General features: G+C 58.2%; 15 protein-coding genes and 2 pseudogenes. 6 read left to right on the plus strand and 11 right to left on the minus strand.

Annotated elements, in window-relative coordinates:
* Positions 1 to 192 precede the first annotated feature (192 nt).
* Complete coding sequence (locus tag E1B25_RS20765; protein WP_132831503.1) at positions 193 to 756, plus strand: metallophosphoesterase family protein; 564 nt, start codon at positions 193 to 195, stop codon at positions 754 to 756.
* 34 nt (positions 757 to 790) lie between these two features.
* On the opposite strand, the gene E1B25_RS20770 is transcribed toward E1B25_RS20765, so the two are convergent.
* The 6 genes from E1B25_RS20770 to E1B25_RS22395 all read right to left on the minus strand — a co-directional run bounded on the left by E1B25_RS20770 (position 791) and on the right by E1B25_RS22395 (position 9,967).
* On the minus strand, positions 791 to 1,858 hold the full coding sequence (locus tag E1B25_RS20770) for a helix-turn-helix transcriptional regulator (RefSeq protein ID WP_132831504.1): 1,068 nt from the start codon (positions 1,856 to 1,858) through the stop codon (positions 791 to 793).
* Between the two features lie 22 nt (positions 1,859 to 1,880).
* Entirely contained in the window at positions 1,881 to 3,917 is a 2,037-nt protein-coding gene (locus tag E1B25_RS20775) for an AAA family ATPase (RefSeq protein ID WP_132831505.1), read from the minus strand.
* A 292-nt stretch (positions 3,918 to 4,209) separates the two neighbouring features.
* Entirely contained in the window at positions 4,210 to 5,526 is a 1,317-nt protein-coding gene (locus E1B25_RS20780) for an McrC family protein (RefSeq protein ID WP_132831506.1), read from the minus strand.
* A complete protein-coding gene (locus E1B25_RS22655; protein ID WP_245510801.1) occupies positions 5,526 to 7,637 on the minus strand; it encodes an McrB family protein in 2,112 nt (703 codons plus the stop codon). The genes E1B25_RS20780 and E1B25_RS22655 overlap by 1 nt, the downstream gene beginning before the upstream one ends.
* Positions 7,549 to 8,739: a DEAD/DEAH box helicase gene (locus E1B25_RS22390; RefSeq protein ID WP_206338603.1), complete on the minus strand. Its 1,191-nt coding sequence runs from the start codon at positions 8,737 to 8,739 to the stop codon at positions 7,549 to 7,551. Before E1B25_RS22390 ends, E1B25_RS22655 begins: the two co-directional genes overlap by 89 nt.
* Complete coding sequence (locus tag E1B25_RS22395) at positions 8,711 to 9,967, minus strand: TM0106 family RecB-like putative nuclease (protein ID WP_206338604.1); 1,257 nt, start codon at positions 9,965 to 9,967, stop codon at positions 8,711 to 8,713. Before E1B25_RS22395 ends, E1B25_RS22390 begins: the two co-directional genes overlap by 29 nt.
* A 105-nt stretch (positions 9,968 to 10,072) precedes the next feature.
* On the opposite strand from E1B25_RS22395, the gene E1B25_RS20800 reads away from it, so the two are divergent.
* Together E1B25_RS20800 and E1B25_RS20805 are read left to right on the plus strand one after the other, a co-directional pair.
* On the plus strand, positions 10,073 to 11,056 hold the full coding sequence (locus E1B25_RS20800) for a helix-turn-helix transcriptional regulator (protein WP_132831507.1): 984 nt from the start codon (positions 10,073 to 10,075) through the stop codon (positions 11,054 to 11,056).
* A 22-nt stretch (positions 11,057 to 11,078) separates the two neighbouring features.
* The gene (locus tag E1B25_RS20805) at positions 11,079 to 11,744 is read left to right on the plus strand and encodes a HEPN domain-containing protein (protein ID WP_165937710.1); all 666 of its coding nucleotides are present in this window, start codon (positions 11,079 to 11,081) and stop codon (positions 11,742 to 11,744) included.
* A gap of 53 nt (positions 11,745 to 11,797) precedes the next feature.
* Here the strand turns inward: E1B25_RS20805 and E1B25_RS20810 are convergent.
* From E1B25_RS20810 to E1B25_RS20825, 4 genes and pseudogenes are all read right to left on the minus strand, one after another.
* A pseudogene (locus E1B25_RS20810) lies at positions 11,798 to 12,120 on the minus strand (transposase); the annotation flags it as partial.
* 695 nt (positions 12,121 to 12,815) lie between these two features.
* Positions 12,816 to 13,133 (minus strand): type II toxin-antitoxin system RelE/ParE family toxin, encoded by a 318-nt coding sequence (locus E1B25_RS20815; protein WP_132831508.1) that lies wholly within the window; start codon positions 13,131 to 13,133, stop codon positions 12,816 to 12,818.
* 4 nt (positions 13,134 to 13,137) lie between these two features.
* Positions 13,138 to 13,392, minus strand: coding sequence for a ribbon-helix-helix domain-containing protein (locus tag E1B25_RS20820; RefSeq protein ID WP_132831509.1), 255 nt, complete (start codon positions 13,390 to 13,392; stop codon positions 13,138 to 13,140).
* A 99-nt stretch (positions 13,393 to 13,491) separates the two neighbouring features.
* Positions 13,492 to 13,797 carry an XRE family transcriptional regulator gene (locus E1B25_RS20825; protein ID WP_175502282.1) on the minus strand — a complete coding sequence of 102 codons (306 nt, stop codon included), beginning with the start codon at positions 13,795 to 13,797 and terminating at the stop codon, positions 13,492 to 13,494.
* Between the two features lie 250 nt (positions 13,798 to 14,047).
* Here E1B25_RS20825 and E1B25_RS20830 point away from each other — a divergent pair, with 250 nt between their 5' ends.
* The 3 genes and pseudogenes from E1B25_RS20830 to E1B25_RS20840 all read left to right on the plus strand — a co-directional run bounded on the left by E1B25_RS20830 (position 14,048) and on the right by E1B25_RS20840 (position 17,430).
* A complete protein-coding gene (locus E1B25_RS20830; protein WP_132831510.1) occupies positions 14,048 to 15,619 on the plus strand; it encodes a recombinase family protein in 1,572 nt (523 codons plus the stop codon).
* Positions 15,619 to 16,530 (plus strand): plasmid partitioning protein RepB C-terminal domain-containing protein, encoded by a 912-nt coding sequence (locus E1B25_RS20835; protein ID WP_132831511.1) that lies wholly within the window; start codon positions 15,619 to 15,621, stop codon positions 16,528 to 16,530. The genes E1B25_RS20830 and E1B25_RS20835 overlap by 1 nt, the downstream gene beginning before the upstream one ends.
* Positions 16,527 to 17,430 (plus strand): annotated as a pseudogene (locus E1B25_RS20840) (plasmid partitioning protein RepB C-terminal domain-containing protein). Before E1B25_RS20835 ends, E1B25_RS20840 begins: the two are co-directional and overlap by 4 nt.
* Before the next feature lie 354 nt (positions 17,431 to 17,784).
* On the opposite strand, the gene E1B25_RS20845 reads toward E1B25_RS20840, so the two are convergent.
* Entirely contained in the window at positions 17,785 to 18,300 is a 516-nt protein-coding gene (locus E1B25_RS20845; protein ID WP_132831512.1) for a hypothetical protein, read from the minus strand.
* Positions 18,301 to 18,435 lie beyond the last annotated feature (135 nt).

Raw genomic sequence — 18,435 nt, forward strand, 5'->3', positions numbered from 1 at the left:
TGGCCCGACGCGGCTGCGCTGTGTGATGGCTACACCGCATCGGGCCAGCTACCCCTGCGCAAAATAAAGGGGTCATTTTTGGGCGCCGATAGGGGGTCAGGATTGCATGCCGATTGACACGTCGAACAGCATAAGAGTTTCCTCAAGGAGTTTCCCCTTGGGGCTCCTGAAACCAAACCGGTTCTGGAGTGGATGAAGGAACTGCCGCTGTTCATCGAGACCGAGAGATTTCGCGCGGTTCACGCGGCCTGGATCCAATCGGCGATTGACGATTTGAGGGGGCATAGCCAGACCGGGGTGCTCTCTGAGGAACAACTGATCCGAGCCGGGCGAGAGGGAGAGGAAATCCACCATATTGCCGAAACTCTTGCGAAGGGGCCCGAGCAGCGATTGCCAGAGCCATATTCTTTCACGGACAAGGGGAAACACCTCCGACATCATATTCGCCTGAAATGGTGGAACGGCGATGCCAAGACCTGGCGTCAGGTTGCAATGTCTGTTCCCAATATGGAGCAGATTCCTGACAAACGATTCCCCCCATCGCTGGCGACAAGCATCTACCCCGTAGACGAAAGGCCTGTATTTTTTGGGCACTACTGGATGTCTGGTGAACCTGAACTCCAAAGCGGCAATGCCCTTTGCCTTGATTATTCGGCGGGAACCGACGGCCCTCTCGTCACCTATGCCCTTGATGCTGGCTCTCACGAACTAAGCCTGGCCAACCTGATCGTTCATGCGGCACCGAACGTTGAGTGAGGCAGTTTCCGCGATAGACGTGTGTGCGATGGCGTCATGAGTATGCTTTCTGAACTTTGTTCAGGTGGTCAACCATGGCGTCGCGCAAGGCTGCCGGGGAAATGATCTTCACCTGATCGCCCCACCGAAGCAAATGCCAGCACATCTCGCGCAGCCCGCCTGCGCGAAATTTAACGGTCAAGCTCCCGTCGGGCTCGTCAGTCAATTCCTGTGTTGAGTGGAACAAGTAAAGCCGCGCTTCTGGCGCGGCTTCAGGGGTAAAGCGCCAGACGACATCATATATGTCTTCCTGCCAGATACCGAAAGACCGTTGCATCCACGCGGAAAGATCAAACTCCGTCGACCGCTCGAAAGTATCTTCGGTCAGTGCGATCCTCTCAAAGCCCGCCAGCGCGAAGAGCCTGACGTCCTTGGCCCATTCGCTGTAAGCGACAAGATACTGGCGTCCTTCACCAAGCAGCATTGCCATGGGGCCGAGCCGTGCGTTGCGGCTCAGAAGGCCGGTTGCACGGGCGCGGTGATCGACCTCGATCCAGACGCCCGCGAGAATGGCCTGCCGAAGGATGTTCAGTGTCTCGGTTGGTATGCCCTCGCGCGGTCCCGGCCGCAAAGCTACTCCGTCTGCCTCCAATATGGCAGCGATGTCCGGCTCAAGCTTCGTTCGCTTCGGCCCCGGCATGCGGGCGCGCAGGCGGTCCGAAAGCGTGTCGAGGTGATCTGCTGTCGCTTTGTCGCCGCTTTGCCGGGCCAGTTCAGCCCCACGGTGGAGCACGGCAATGTCCTCGACCGTGGGATCCGCCAGTCTCCCCGTCGTGCCGGGCGGCAGGCGCCAGCGTTTGCGTCCTCCCGGCTCGCTGAGCTCTTCGGTCTGCGGAAAGGTGTCTCGGATGGCATCGCGCATCCGTTCCGCCGTTCGGCGCGAGACTTCGAAGGTTTCCCCAATGTCGTCGAGTGACAGACCGTCGGCACGACCCTGCATCTTCAGCGCCAGCCGGACCAAGTCTGCCAATCGGCCATAACGCATTGGGGATCCTCCATTTCCCACAGTCTGGCGCAAACCGGTCATGGCATCAAGCAATCCACCTATGTGCGAGATCGCCATGGTGTGATCCCCGTCCCGTTTGTCAACTCGCCGCCAGAAACCCGATCGGATTGCGCGTGTTGGGTTTCGACGCTTGTTCACGGCGGAGTTCCGTCATGATGGCCTCGGGCTGTGTGATACCAAGCAATGTGATACGTCGTGCCACGACCGCAAAATCCCCCGGTGTCAGTTGATCGAGCGCGCGAAGGCCTGCAGGAGGATCAGTTCGGAAGAACCGCCGAAAACAAGCCTGTCGCTGCTCGATACTGAGCGGCAGGAAGCCGACCCGCAGGTTAAAGCGGCGCACCGTCGCAGGATCAAGCTGATCGACGAGGTTTGTTGTGCAGGCGAATGGCAGAGGGTGGTTCTCCATCCAGGTGAGCATTTCGTTCACTTGCGAAATTTCCCAGCGATGCGACGCGCCTTCACGCGACCCCAGCAACGAGTCCGCTTCGTCAAAAACAAGGAAGGCGCCGGTGTCGCGCGCCTCTGCAAAGGCGTCGGCAATGTTGCGTTCGCTTCCGCCGACATAGCGATCAAGCAGATCCGAGGCACGCCGTTCCAGCACCGGCATGTGGAGACGTTCTGCAAGATACCTCGCGAAGGCGCTCTTGCCAGTGCCCGGTGGTCCGCTCAGGCAAAGTCCCCCCGTATTGGCCGGGCCGCAGGCAACGAAGCGCTCCGTGATCAGGCTCAGATCATGGTCGGCATTGGCCAGATCCAGATCAAAGCGCCAACCACTAGGCGAGATTGACGGCGTATGGCCGCCACGTACAGCACAGGAAATTGCCTTCGCCGCAAGCGTCACGTCCTCGGCACCTCCGCGCGCGATGCGCGCCGCCCGGAGCGCGCTGTCGGCCAGTGCCGGTGCATCCTCCATGCAATGGGCCAGTTCCAGACAGATATCTTGAGGCAATGGCACCTGATGATGTTTGGCGAGTTTTTGCCACACCCGGGCACGAACAGAGACCGGGGGCGTTCGTAATTCCAACGTGAAGGAAATGCGCCGCAAGAACGCCGGATCGCAGTCGCCGATGCTATTCGTCGTCCAAAGGGTGGGCACAGGGTTGGTCTCGATCAGACGGTTCATGTGGACCTTTGACCCTGACCGTCGCATCGATAGGCCGAAGAGCCCATCGTCGAGACCCGGGAACAGGTCTTCCATTTCGTCGAATAGGATGATGCTGTTACCCTGACCGGCGAGAAGCCGTTGACCAAGCCGCAACTGCTGCAGCCGCTCGAAGCGCGACGGCTCGTCACCGTCATCGTCGGTTTCGCCAACAGCATGGAGGCTCGCGCCGAGCCGTGCGGCAAGCGCTTTGCAAAACTCGGTCTTTCCCGTCCCCGGCACCCCATGCAGCAGGATGTTCACCCCCTTTTCACGCCGTTTGATCGCGCCCTGCAGAAGCCGAACCGCAAAGTCCCGCCCTGGCCCCAAATGATCAAAGTCCTCCCACGCCACTGACGCAGGTTCCTGGGAGGAAAAGAGCCTTCCGAGGATGTCTTCAAGCCCACGGGAGGGGGGCTCCAGCGCGACCAAAAGGCGTTCCGAGGATAGAAGGCCAAGCCCGGACACGGGCAGTTTCTCGAACTGCAGCAAGCCGGAAACCATCAATCTCCCCGAATGCGCCAACGCCTTGCGGACGCGCGCTGGCGAGAGACCGGTCAGGTGAACGACGGCGTCTTCGACCGGCAATCGAGCTTCATCAGTAAGCGTGCCACACAGCGACTTGACCGGTCCACTGCGGGCGGCGCGGATGGCGAGAGCAAAGATCTGCTCCTCGTCTTGACTCAGCCCCATGTGCGAGGTCAGAGCCGAGATGTTTCGGGCAAGCGCATCGGGGCGCACACGCGGTGCACGCGCCTGCTGATGCGCAATCTGAACGCACAGGTCGTCCCAGACCTCGGAGGGAACGCCCCTGCGTTTGAAGTGATCAAGTTCAGGGTCCCATGAAAAACCCAGATCCTGCTCCTCGGTCCAGTTAGAAAGCTCCAGCGCAACGACGCTGCGCGCTTGGAAACGAGTCGCAAGCCTGTGTGCCAGGCCGATCAAGTACCTCTGTTCGTATCTGTTCGTCATGCTGCCTCCGTGATGATGGACCGACAGTAAGCTGGCCACACGTCACTTTCGGACGCATTCTCATTCCCCTTGGTGAATTGCGTGGGAAACCCGCCCGTTCCGCGCCGCGCCGCGCCAAGGCGTCTCTCCCCGAGAGGCAAACCCGCAACCGCCCAAAAACCTGAACAGAAATCGCGGGAGCGTCGTGGTAAGGGGATTTCCGGAAAGTGGGAGACGGAGGGGATAGGACTGCCGTCGAACCCTCTCTGCCCCAAAGTGGCATCTGACAAATTCCGCGCCGCACAGGCGATCTTCACGGAGTAATCTCAAGCGTTTCTTTGGTCGCCAAGGCAATAATGTTTCTCAAGCGTGCGGTCATATTGTCACCACTGGCGACATCCACGCTCGCCGTCTCGATGATCGTCTCCTGACCCGAAATCCGAAACTGAGCCTGAACGCCCTCCTCGGCTGAAAGATCCTCGTGATGCGGATAGAGCAGCGTCAGTCGAGGGGCTTTGTAAAGATGAGCATAGGCCATCATCTGGTAGACGTCGCCTTGAGAAACCCCTTGCTTGCGATTATCAATGCGCGAGGAAATCCGCTTCCACTTCGTATCGATCACATGCACAATCTGTCCGGCCTGCCGGATCAGGATATCAGGTTTCGTCTGGAACACCGCGCGCTCATCATCAAGCGATGTCAGACAAAACAGCCTCCCTCCCTGAAGAGAGACCCGGTACTCTGTACCTGCCAAAGCGCGTGTAATCAGCCGACCGACATATTCTTCGAAAAGCGCATTCATCTCAAAGAGAAGTGCTGTCCCTTGCCCCGAACCGGCGCTGGTCGTTTGATAGCGGTTGCGCAGGAACAGTTGCGCCATCCTGAAAAGCTCTTGCCACGCGCGGTTCGTCCGGTCGATGATGACTTCATCCCACTTCAGCGTGAGAACAGAAACTTCGGAAATGTCGGCATAGACGAAGGCCAGTTCTCGCAGGCGCTGTTGGTTGCTGGCGTTTCGTGACATTCTGAACAGGTGCGCAACGGTTGCTTTCATGATACGGTTCAGCGCAATGTCATCCGACAACTCATCAAATTTGCACGCCAGCCGCGAAGGGTTTGCCGCGTGGCGCGTGAATTGACGAGGCAGATTGAGTGCCCCGCGCAGGGCCGCGAGGTCATCCTCCTGGACGGTGTACCGGCGCGGCATGCCGCGCCGAATAGCATCGGTCAGTTTGCTACAGAACATCCGGATGAGAATTTCCAAAAGGGTTTCGCGCTGCCAGTCAAGTTCGGTCACTTCGCCCGTTTCGATCTTGAGATCGAGTGCGACCGCAAGCATGTGAACAAGGCGTTTACGAATGGCCGCGTTCTGCCCTGCCTCAGATTCCTGTTGGTCGACGTCGATCTTGGGAAGGATTTCAAGACTGCAGCCTTCTGTCGCCAGAACGCCGACGATGCCACGCGCCCGCAGCCCATGACGGCGATCCTCAAGCACACCGCCACCACCTCTGCCAGCAAACGCAGATGACTTGGCAAGCGCAGCAAGACGTGTGGCAAAGTGCTCGGGAATACAACCGTCCCCCTCGCCAAGGGGTAGCGTTTCCCATTCGCGCAGGGTGTAGGCAGGCATCAGGCAGAAAACTCCGAGAAGTCGAACCTGTCTTTGACGGTCCACTGCAGCTTTTCGCTGGAGAAATCGTCTTCGGTCATTCCCGCTGGGGCTGTAATTCGTTTCGCGTCAAGGAACCGAGACGGGCCCTGCCCAGAGTCGCCCAGAACCGCCGCCACCTTGGACCAGTCTTCGTAGAAATACTCTGCCAGCAACGGGATCACTTTGTCCCGCATGACATTCTCGATATCTGTTCGCGTCTGGCAGTTCGTGAAATACGCGTGCCCGATCTGATGCTCACGATCAAAGAGATACTCAATGCGCTCGTTGATCGTGGACAGCAGCTTTTGCAGATCGACGCCGTTAATGTTGTTCGAGAGAACAGACGGATCGGGCATTAGTTCGCGGAAAGCAAACCGGCGGCGTAGCGCCGTATCCAAAAGCGCGATGGAGCGGTCGGCTGTGTTCATTGTGCCGATGACGTGCAGGTTTCGAGGCACCCCAAAAGATTTCTTGGAGTATGGAAGTGTCAGCCGGATTTCGTTGTCCATCCCGAGCCGCTTGTCAGGCTCAAGAAGCGTGATCAGTTCGCCGAAAACTTTCGAAATATTCGCCCGGTTGATTTCGTCGATGATAAGGACATATCCACTCTCTTCGTGAATATCCACGGTGGCCTCTTCCTGCCTCATATTGACCATTCCTGGCCCCGCGATCTCTCTGATCCATGCCTCGCGCTTCAGCCAAGCTGGCCATGCTCTCCAACCATCTCTTGGTCGGACATCATTCAGGATAGAGGCTTCCTCCAGAGCTTCACCCAACTGATTCACGCCAAATCCATCCGGGAACTTTTCTGAAAGATTCCTGATGACAGCCTGTGCCAAGCGCCGGTTACTTTTTTTGCGATCTATCGTTTCCGGCATATCCCCGGATGTATAGAGGGGGCCTTGGGGTAGTTCCCGTATATTCAGCCCTTCAAGATCAAAAGGTTCTTCATCGTGATCGTTCGCCTCGAAAATTGCAGAAGTATCGTCGGACCCACCAGCGTTCTGACCGATATCGAAACCCGAAGTATCTTCGGGCAATTGTTCGTCAGCGTTTAAACTCAAACTAGCACGCTCCGCGATGCGCCGAAAAATCCCAGCAACAGGTTCCAATCGAAAACCCGTGTCTGTTGATCCGCCTTCGGCTGTATCGGTGGTTGGCCGCAGCCCTTCGATGAACTCCTCGTAGGACATCGATTGGTGAAAGGTCACGAATTCAATCCGCCCCTCGCTCACGAGGTCGCGGTATGCGCTCATCAGAGCGGCTCGTTGTTCGCTACCCTTCAGGCCAGATGCGACCTGCTCTCCCAAACAGAGCCGCACCGCCTCCCATGCCGTCTGATACGTCTTACCCGTGCCTGGAGGGCCATAGAGGATCAAGTTCACAGCAGAGGGCAATGGTGCGTTAGTTGCGTCGGTCACGGCGTCCGCCTCCGGTTCGGGTTTGAGCTTGGTTTTATCAATGACTTCGAAACCGAGCTCGCTTAGCTTCTCTCGGCCCTCTTTCTCTCCAAAACCATCAAAAAACTCGTTGACTCTGAATTGCCTTCCATCTTCCAGTTTCCCAAGAGCTGCGGCAACAATGGCTTTCGCCGGATATTTAGTTTCTTCTTTGTCACGCTTCACCCAGTCTTTCGCCGGACGCCCGAAACCACCCTGATCCAAGAAAACGTCTAGGCCAAGTTGACTACACTCATCCATAGCGGCGTGAATATGCTCAGCTTCAAGCGCGTTCATTGCCTTTTTTAGCCAGCTGGCTAGTTTAGTTTTTGCGGTCTCCTCCTCATCATCTAAATCGTACACCGGCGCGGGATCGCCCTCGGGATCGTAAAGACGGTATTCACCTCTACCGGTTTTATAGAATAAATCGTGCCCCGAGCCTTCCTTTACGTTCTTGTGGTGTCTGCGATTACGCCCGTTATTCGTCGACATTGCATCAATGTGCAATTCAACGGTGTTCGATTTAACCTTTGGATAGCGATCCATAAACCACTCTACAGCATCATTTTTTGAGAATACCTGCCCCTTCCGAAGGGTTTCCTCTGCCCAATCGTGAAGAAGTTCTTTTACCGGCCGGTCGTAAATACTCATGCTGTAAACTCATCTCCGTTATCAACTCTGCTGAAACAGTCGTCCATCGCGCTGTATTGCGTTTAAGGTGTTGTCTTCTCTTCCAAAAATACTTGCCAAGCGCACACAACGTATTGACCAGCTGCATTTGTTCCACTGTATCGCACTTGGCCTCGCGCAGGCGCGGAGCGCCGAAAACCAATGCCAGGCCTTTGGCGCGTGACACCGCGACATTGATACGGTTGAGCGAAAACAGGAACTCCATCCCACGCGAGGTTTCTTCGGCGGAGGATGCGGTCATGGACACCAAGCAGACCGGTGCCTCCTGTCCCTGAAACTTGTCTACGGTCCCGACGCGGACGCCCAATGGAAGGGCATCCCTGAGAGCGTTCACCTGCGCGTTATATGGGGCGACGACGATGATGTCCGCCTCGCGCATCGGCCGCGTGCTGCCGTCCTTCTCCGTCCAGCTTCCGCCAAGTAACTCAATGACGGTTTCTCCAATTGCAGCGACTTCTTCCTGTGCGATCTGGGCATTTTCTTCATGCGGGACCGGCACCCAGAAAGCTCCGGCTTCGGGGAGTGCCGTACCTGTCACGCACTGGTGAGCCGTATCGGGATGGCTGGTCAGTCTGCCTTCGTAGACCTGTTCCGAGATGAACCCACAAACATCAGGATGCATCCGCCGGGATGTGGGAAGGAAAATGCCCCGGTCGTCTGGAACCGTCGCATGTTCCCCCAACATCCAGTCCAGGCACGACAGGTTCGCAGGATTGGGATGCGCGCCCTGAATAACCTGCGGCAACTGGCGTGGGTCGCCCACAAGCACGATGTTTCGCGCGGCACGACCCATGGCAGCCATGTTGGCAAGTCCGACCTGGCCCGCCTCGTCCACAAACAGCCAATCAAAGGCCTGCACATTCTCGTCACGCGAGAAGAACCAAGCGGTGCCGCCCACGACATGGGCATCGGTCAGCGCAGGGTCGTCGTTCGACTGGGCGCGTGTGATGCCCGAAAATCCATCGGGATACCCATCCTCACCGCCGCTGACTTTGTGCGCCAGTTCAGCGTTTTCCAACGTGATGTCGGGATCGTCATCCTTGAGGGCGAGAAGACAGCCCATCAGAACATTGCGGATCGCCTCGTGACTGTTTGAAGCGACTCCAAGCCTCACCGATCCCATATTTCGTGGTCAGCCTCTTGAGCGCTGTGATTTCGTATGGTGCGTAGTGATAGATGCGCGCAGTGGGATACGCCGCGATCCGCGCGCGAAAGAATGCCAGCAAGTCGGACAGCGCCTGCGCTTCGGCGTCGTGATCATGGGCCCAGAAGGTTTGAAACTGCCCGTCAAACCAGATCCCGTGCAAATATTCGAGGCCACCCTCGTAGTGCGGATCGCCTTCGATGTCATAGAACAGGTCGCCAGGCTGGGGTTCCGGCAAAAGGTCGAAGCCTTTGCTCGGCTGTGGCGCGCGCAATTCGTAATCCGGCTCTCCGGTTTTGCGGGCCTGCTGCAGGCGCGCCTGCGTCACCAAACGTTGCCGCGTGTTTTCAGCCATGCTGCGGATTGGGTGATTCAGAGTTGAGAGGACTTCCAACGTGTGAACACCCGCCGCTTCCAGTTTTTTCACCTGACCACGGCTGATGCTGGCAACGTTGAACAAGCTGTCCTCAGCGCGCCAGACGCTGTCGCAATGCTCGGCCCAACGGCAAAGACCGCAATCGGCACAAGGCATCGGGCGCGTCGGCTGCGGATCAGCGACAAAGGCTTCCAATCGGTCCCGCGCCATCCGGGCATAGGCGGAATAATCGGCCAGCCGCAGCGTCGCGCGAGTGCCGTCCCCCAATTCGACATGGGCGAACTCTGGTGCCGCCCCCTGAATTTCCGTCAACAGATCAGAGTACAGAACCAGTTGCAGCACGTGTTTGGGATGCGCACGGCGTTTCAACTTGGTGTCGGCAACCTCATAGCTGAACGCTCCGAGCGCCGAAGGAGTATCAACACGCTCCAGGAAGTCAGACCAACCGCCCCAGCTCCCCGACAAAAACGCGCCCTGAAACACCACATCCGGGCCAGCGGCCAGCGCCGCGCGCGTGGCCTCGGCGTTTTCGCCAAGCTTGCCACGCTCTATCTCCACGATGGAGCGCTCGGCCTCCTTGAGCTGAGAGAGATGCTCCGCCTCATGGGCATCGCCCTGCTTTTGCAACAGCGCCGCATCCTCGGTGTTATCCCCCGGCTCCGGGCCCGTTCCACGCATATGCGCCAAATCAAGGCTGGTTGCATGCGGGCACCCCATGAAGCGCATGAGATCCGTGGCAGAAAGAAAGATACGCCCGTCGAGATCCCTCATGACTACCCCATCACTCAGACAACTCAATCTACAAGGGAATCACCTCGACAGACCGCAGGGTCATCAATACCTTACGAAGGTGTCAATTTCTGGCATGGAGGTCAAATGTCTTTCGCCAAAGCACAGGATCTGCTTCGCCTGGCCCAAATGGCAGCGTCCCGCCGGGGAGGTGTCAGCCTCGAAGATATCTGCGCTGAGTTTGATGTGTCGCATCGCACCGCTCAACGGATGACCGAGGCGCTGGATGCAACCTTCGCAAATGTTTCGACTACAGACGATACAGAGCGGCGGCGGTTTTGGCACATGGAAGCCCCCCTCCCCGACCGCCTGCAGCCCCGGCAGGAAACGGCGATCGAGGCGCTGGAAATCGCAGCACGTACCGCGCGCGATGAAGGACGAATACGGCATTCACGTGCATTGGAGGATCTCCGCGACGGGTTGCTGGCGCGTTTGAATCCAAGGGACGCACTTCGGTCGGAAGCCGATGCAGAGGCCGTGCTGGCTGGATTGGGCCGAGTCACGCGCCCCGGCCCGACCGTCGCACTGAAGCCTGCCGTGACAGATGCAGTCATCGAAGCGCTGCGTGGCCCGTTCCGGTTGCAGGTCTGCTACGGGCCGCAGGGCGCTGCGCCGCGTGTGATTGAGCCACACGGGATGCTGCTGGGGCACCGCAGCTATCTTGTGGCACGGCAACCTGCCCGTGGCGAAGACATCCTGAACTTCCGCATGGACCGCATTCATGAGGCGCAAGTTCTGAACGAAAGCTTCCAACTGGCTCCGGGTTTCTCCCTCGAAATCTATGCCGCTCAGGCGTTTGGTGTCTATCAAGACCCCGAACAATACGGCGAAGTCGTGTGGCGCTTCACACCTGAGGCCGCAGAGCGCGCCGCCGAATTCCGTTTTCACCCGACCCAAATTGTCGAACCTCAGGACGATGGCAGCCTGATCGTCAGGTTCAAAGCAGCGGGTTGGTTGGAAATGGCATGGCACCTTTATCAATGGGGCGACAAGGTCGAGGTGTTGGCACCTGCAGGTTTGCGCGAATTGGTTGTGGGTCACCAAAGATCGGATTTCGACGCTCTGCCATGACGATATTGAATAGGATTTAACAATGAAAAATGGTCTAAACCATGCAGCACTGAAAGCAAAACAACGCACCATTCGCGAAGGGTTTCCCGAAACGATGGGCCTGCGCGCCCATCGCGCCATCAGTTGGATCGGTCGTGCAGAGTCCTGCGGCGAGGATGAGGATGCGCGCTTCATTTTCCTTTGGATCGCATTCAACGCCGCCTATGCGGACGAACGGGAGTTTCAGGAGGTCGCCCCGGGCGAACGCGCCGCTTTCGTCGATTTCTTCGGGCGGCTTGTCGCGCTGGACAAGGACCGCCGTATCTACAAGGCGTTGTGGCAGCGGTTCTCCGGCCCGGTCCGGATGCTTATGGAAAACCACTATGTCTTCAATCCCTTCTGGAAATATCACAACGGGATCGACGGGTTCGAGGATTGGGAGGAACGCTTCAAGACCTCGGCCCGCTCCTTTGCGCAGTCGTTTCAGGCAGGCGACAGTGCGCGCGTCCTGAGCTTCGTCTTCGACCGGCTCTATGTCCTGCGCAATCAACTTGTTCACGGTGGGTCGACCTGGAACAGCGGTGTGAACCGGGCGCAGGTTCGCGACGGAGCCGAGATCCTTGGGTTTCTTATGCCAGTGTTCATCGACATCATGATGGACAATCCCAATGATAACTGGGGAAAGCCGTTCTATCCCGTTGTCGAATAGATTGGACGCCTGACAATTCTCGCAGTGTTTTAGGGTCAGGACTCGTTCTCGTTTCATAGCCAGAACATAACGATTGCGGCAAGAGCGATGGCTGAGCAGAAGACCCTGGGGCACCTATCATATCTGGTGGCGACACGGCGCCAGTCCTTGAGCCTGCCGAACATGATCTCGATCACTGCCCGGCAGTGCATTGCGCAGCAATGTCACGAGAGGGGCGGTTGCGGCGTTTGTAGCGGCGCTTGTCATATTTAACGGGGATCTTGCGTTGTTTTCGTCCGGGGATGCAGGGGCGTATCCCTTTGTCTTCCAACGCTTCTCTGAACAAATCGGCGTCATATCCGCGATCTCCGAGCAGCCAGTCAACATCCGGCAGGCTGAGTGTCTGTTCTGTGACCGGATGCTGCGCACCGGACCTAAGTCAGCAGAGGGCTCGTCGCAGCAATTCGCCGCTTAAGGCAAATAGGCCGTCACAGGACAGACGCTACCAAGGCTACGGTCGCGACCACATCATATGGCCGCCTTGCGAAAGACGTGCTAAGCTAGCTTTTACATTGGCATCGACGGTGGTCGATCAGCCAAATTGTACCCCGAACTACTGGAGCCAAGTTTTTATGTTCAATCCCAAAGCTTTCGCCAGAATTGGTGGCGGTGCTGCCAGACGAATGCCAACTCGTCTCTGCAAGGTCAGTGTGTCTGTCCCCTTTGCCGCGCCGAGACCGCGCCACACCAAGGCGTCTCTCTCAGAGAGCCCAGCCCGCAACCGCCCGAAAACCCGAGCAGAAATCGCGAAAGCGTCATGGTAAGGGGATTTCCGGAAGGTGGGTGGCGGAGGGAACGGGACTGGCGTCGAACCTTCTCCACATCAAGCCATTGATTTTAAATTAATATTTTTCGCGCAATGCACCCCACGAGCGCTTCCAGCACTGCAAGCGTCTCACGTGGTGATGCCGTCTGGTGAGAGCGGCATCCTCCTCACATCCAGCAAGTAGGTGGCTACTGTTACCGCTGGACCGTGCAAACATTGACGATTCCACGCTGCGCAATTCTGATGCGCCGTGAAAAGGCGTCCGATCAGCCGAGCCCAAAATCATCCCGGAAGCGGTCGATCTGATGCATGCGCTCATGCAGGATGGTCACGATCCCGATGTCGCCATTCGATAGATGACGCCAGTAGACGAAATGACGCTCGTATCGAAAGAAGAACCCTTCAACACCAAACTCGGCTGGGATCGGTTTCGACGCGACACCGTGTGCTGCGATCTTGTCGAAGGCGGCGAACAGGCCGGTGATGTATTTCTCGGCCTGATCATCTCCCCACCTGTCACGGGTGTAGCGGTAGATGTCATCGAGGCGGTGCGACGCCCCTTCCTGGATACGGATGGCGGGCACCGGGTCAGGCCCGGTTCCGCGCGATCACCTCGGCCGCCGTCAATGACTGGTATGTCTCCTCCGGGGCTGCGAAGGCATGAGTAAGCTCGCCCTTCAGCCGGTTGAAGGCTTCCTGCTCCGCCCTCTCCTTGTCACGCCGGATCAGGTCACGGATGTACTCGCTGACGTTCTCATAGGACCCGTCATCGCCTACGTTGGCCGACACGAAGTCACTCAGTGCCCCACCAAGGCGGACGGTCATCGTGGTCGTTCGGGACATGGCACGGCACCTCTCATCTCGCCTGTATTCAATATAACCAAAAACGCACACAAAACAAGAGTGAGCTACACCCTGCTCTTGCCGATCATCGTTCGTCCCTCAATCGTCTGCCTCCTCGACAATGTGGCGGCCCGCAAGTGCAAGAACAACATAGAGCACAGCATCAGAATGCCGCGCGAGGGCGATCAGATGGTCGCCGCTCGGCCCCCGCTCGCCCGAGAACCAGTACTTCACGGTGCGTTCGCTGGCACCCGTCCAGCGCATGGCCATTTTGATTGCCCTGTGTGTGTCGTCCAACTCTTCGTGCAGAGCCATCGCTATGGCGGTTCGATAATCGGTTGGTTCGTCGACCAGGTGCACAAATGTGCCCATTTTCGGCACAACTGTGCCCATCTTCACGCGCATTTTCACGTCCTTCTTCGTTAAACAATTGAAGAACCATGAAAACGGCGGGAGTCGATTTTGTCCGTTGCGGGTCATTGGACCGCGCTTGACGGACACTACTGATTTTGGGAGCGCAGTAATGAATCGGAGTTTGAAAAATGACCGCCGGGCAAACGGAAAAACCTTGCCCGTTTCAGGAAACGACTTTCCAGACGAGTTTGTGCCAGATGGAAAAATTGAACCCAAAAAAGGCTGAAAAGGAAAACCCGATTTGAATAACGGTCGATACAACAGCGAGAACAAAGGTGACGAGGCCGGACAGGATATCCCAGCCGTTGCCTATGTGCGGATGTCGACCGATCACCAGAAGTACTCGACTGAGAACCAACTCGACATCATTCGGGATTACGCCACCGCCCGGGGCCTGCAGATCCTGCGCGTCTTCGAGGACTCCGGTCGGTCCGGGTTGCGGCTGGACGGTCGCGAGGCGCTGCAGAACCTGATGGCAGAGGTCAGAACCGGCCAAGCGGATTTCAAGGCCATTCTGGTCTATGACGTCAGCCGCTGGGGCCGGTTTCAGGATGCTGATGAAGGGGCCTACCACGAGCATGTCTGCTCTCGTGCCGGGATCCGGGTTCACTATTGCGGCGAGCAGTTCGAAAACGACGGCAGCATCGGCTCCAACCTGCTGAAAACCGTCAAGCGGGTGATGGCGGGCGAATACAGCCGTGAGCTTTCGGTGAAGGTCTTCGCGGGGCAATGCCGCCTGGTGGAGCTTGGATACCGCCAAGGCGGTGCGGCCGGGTACGGCCTGCGCCGGGTACTGATAGACGAACACGGCAACCCGAAGGGTGCCTTGTCCCGCGGTGAGCAGAAGAGCCTTCAGACCGACCGTGTCGTCCTCGTTCCGGGCCCTGAGCAGGAACAGGATGTCGTGCGCCGCATGTATCGGATGTTCGTTGAGGACGGCTGCTCGGAGCGTGAGATTGCGGAAACCCTGAATGCCGAGGGGCATCTGACAGATCTTGAGCGGCCATGGTCCCGGGCATCGGTGCACCAGGTCCTGACCAACGAAAAATACATCGGCAACAACGTCTACAACAAGATGTCCTTCAAGCTGAAACAGCGCCGGGTGGTGAACCCACGCGAAATGTGGATCCGGGCGGAGGGCGCCTACCCCGCCATTGTGGACGAACCGCTGTTCCTGCGCGCACGCGAAATCGTCGACGCGCGCAGTCAGCATTTCACGGACGCCGAACTGCTCGAAGCCCTGCGCGCCGTGCTGAAACAGAAAGGCGTGCTGTCCGGACTGATCATCGATGAACAGGACGACCTACCGTCGTCCAACGCCTTTCGGAGCCGCTTCGGCAGCCTGCTGCGCGCCTACCAGATGATTGGCTACGAGCCGGAGCGCGACTATCGCTACGTCGAGATCAACCGGGCCTTGCGGCAGGCCCACCCCGGCATCGTGGCCCAGATCCTCGACGGTATCGGCGAACGCGGCGGCCAGGCTGTCCAAGATCCAGACACCGACCTGATCCGCATCAATGACGAGTTCACAGCGTCGGTTGTGCTTGCCCGGTGTTTCGAGACGCAGGGCGGTTCCCTGCGATGGCGCATCCGTCTCGATACTGGCCTGGTGCCCGACATCACGATTGCCGTGCGGATGGACGAATTGAACGAAGCACCACGTGATTATTACCTGCTGCCGAGCATCGACATGACCATGGCCAGACTGAGGCTGGCTGAGCAGAACGGGTTGTCACTGGACGCCTACCGCTTCGACACGCTCGACTATTTTTATGCGCTCGCTGGCCGGGCCCGGATCACGGAGGCTGCCTGATGCCAGACGACGCCCAAGAAATTGTCCAGAAACAGGTCACTCTCATCCCCACCGACCGAATTCGCATCCTAAACCCCCGTGTGCGCAACCGGCGCACTTTCGAGGAAATGGTCGAGAACATCGCGAAGATCGGTCTGAAGCGCCCGATCACCGTGGCGCAACGGGCCGGAACCGATCCTGCGGAATATGATCTCGTCTGCGGCCAAGGGCGGCTTGAGGCGTTCATGGAGCTTCAGCAGGACGCAATCCCAGCCATCGTGATCGACGCCGATGAGAGCGATTGCCTGGTCATGAGCCTCGTGGAGAACTGCGCGCGCCGCCAGCACAATCCGATCGACCTGATGCGCGAGATCGGCAACCTGCGCAAACGCGGCTACAACGACCGCCAGATCGCCAACAAGATCGGCGTCACGCCAGACTACGTCGGCATGATCGCGGGGCTTCTGGAACGTGGAGAAGAACGGCTGGTCTCGGCCGTGGAAACTGGCCTTCTGCCGCTGAACCTTGCCATCGACATTTCAAAGACAGATGCCGAGGGCGGGCAGCGCGCTCTGATGGACGCCTACACCCAGAAGAAGCTGCGCGGAAAGAAGCTGGCCGCTGTGCGCCGTCTCATCCAGCAGCGCGATGCTCAGGGCCCGCACCTTCATCGAAACCGCTATGGCAGAAGCGATGGCGCCAAACGGCCTTTGACAAGTGACGCGCTCGTGCGTGCTTATCAACAGGAAGCGGAACGCCAGAAGATACTTATCAAAAAGGCCGAGCTGACGCAGGGCCGCCTGATGTTCGTCGTGGAGGCGTTTCGCGCGCTGCGCGACGATGACCACTTTCTGACGCTCTTGCGCGCGGAGGGGCTGGATACCCTGCCCACCTATCTCGGGCAATCACTGGATGCGGGAGTGGCAGAATGAGCCGGGGCAAGCGCAAAACCCCGGACACGGTGACGCTTGGCTTCGAGAGCGATTGCGTCACCGTGCCGGTAGCGGCCGTCCTGCCCGTGCGCGCCCTCAACGCATCCGTCAAATCCAGCCGCAAGTACCGCCAGATCACCGCGTCGATCAAAGAGGTTGGCCTGGTCGAGCCCCCGGTCGTCACGCGATCCATGGGTGAGCAAGACACCTATATGCTGCTTGATGGGCATATCCGGATCGAGGTGCTGAAGGATCTCGGCATCGAACGGGTCGAATGTCTGATTTCCACCGACGACGAGGCCTTCACCTATAACAAGCGGATCAGCCGTCTTGCGCCCATCCAGGAGCACAAGATGATCCGCAAGGCCATAGAGCGCGGGGTCTCCGAAGAAAAGATCGCTCTGGCGCTGGACCTCAATCCGCGCAGCATTGTGCGAAAGGCAAAGCTGCTCGACGGGATCTGTGAAGAGGCTGTCGGCATCCTGAAGGACAAACACTGCGCGACCGCCGTGTTCGAAATCCTGCGTAAGATGAAAGCCATGCGCCAGATCGAGGCGGCAGAGCTGATGATGAATGCAAACAATTACTCGCCAGCGTACATCTCCGCAATCCTTGCAGGAACGCCCCAGGCGCAGCTGGTGGACACGAAGAAACCCAAGAAGATGAGAGGCCATGGCCCGCATGGAGCGCGAGCTGGCCCGGCTGCAGGAAGGGATCACTTCGATCCAAGACTCCTACGGCCAGGACCACCTGCAGCTGACCGTCATCAAGGGGTATCTGGCAAAGCTGCTCGGAAACGCCAGGATCGTCCGGTATCTGATGCAGCATCGACCGGAATTTCTGACAGAATTTCAAGCGATCAGCGAGATGGCCTCCACCCCGCCAACCGAGGCGGACTAGCCAAAGCGGCCAGAACTGATGGGGACCCGGACCCGACAAGCGCGGGGACCGCAGGAGACGCCGGACAGTGGGCCGGATCGAGCGCGGAGGTGGGAATGGCGGCGAACCCGCTCGGAGCCCACCAGGTCGGCCGAGGTTTCGCCGACTGCGCGACCACGCATGTGGTTGCGACATTTGCAGGCGTGCCGAGGGTTGGCGCGGAACGGCACGCCTGCTTGGTTTATCCTTCGTTCTCGCCAAAACGGATCCTGCCGTACCTGTTCGACCGTCTTGCATTTGGCCTCATGCAGGCGAGGTTCCCCGAAGACTAGTGCCATGAAACGGTAGCGCTTGAGTAGTTTTTTCCCTCGCGGATTAAGTTTCCGAGACGAGAGCAAGAAGGATGCCAAGTGGCTCAGGGGATTTGGGATGAATTCTTCCGGAACCAAATTCTTGTATGTAGGCTGAAGCCTCGGAACTCATAAGCCGTGCCATTGATAATGAACGCTCCAACGCTGCTACCTGACCCTGCCAAAGCTCTACTGGTCCACTTTCGGGCGGAGAGCTTCTACGACGTTCAAGTGCCAGTTCCCTGTTTAGAATCTCGGCCTGGAAGTGTCCGAAGATTTGCATGGCAAGGTACTCAAGAGCAGGACGGGAACGCTCCAAGGTCGCAGATTGATAACTTTTCGCCTCTGTATTGAGTTGACTGAGATGGCTAGACCTCACTGTGCGCGCAACCTCTGGCTTCTCAAGCGCAGATAGCGGCGTTTTTCCACGAGCCACTGCATTGTTGGTAGACGACGTTAACGGCTGCAGGCAAAGATCGAGTTGCTCAGTCGATAATCCGGTCCAGCCATCCTTCCCTTTGACGGAGCCGAAGCGCAACATTTGCGCCGGCACTTTGAGCTACCCCCCGAAATTCGGACAGTGACGTAAGCTACGATTTGCAGTCTGCTGATCTTCGACGAGAAGGAGATCAGAGATGTCGAAACGCAAGCAGCACGCGCCCGAGTTCAAGGCGAA

The organism is Antarcticimicrobium sediminis, assembly GCF_004348975.1.
In the GTDB taxonomy this organism is placed as follows: Bacteria; Pseudomonadota; Alphaproteobacteria; order Rhodobacterales; family Rhodobacteraceae; genus Antarcticimicrobium; species Antarcticimicrobium sediminis.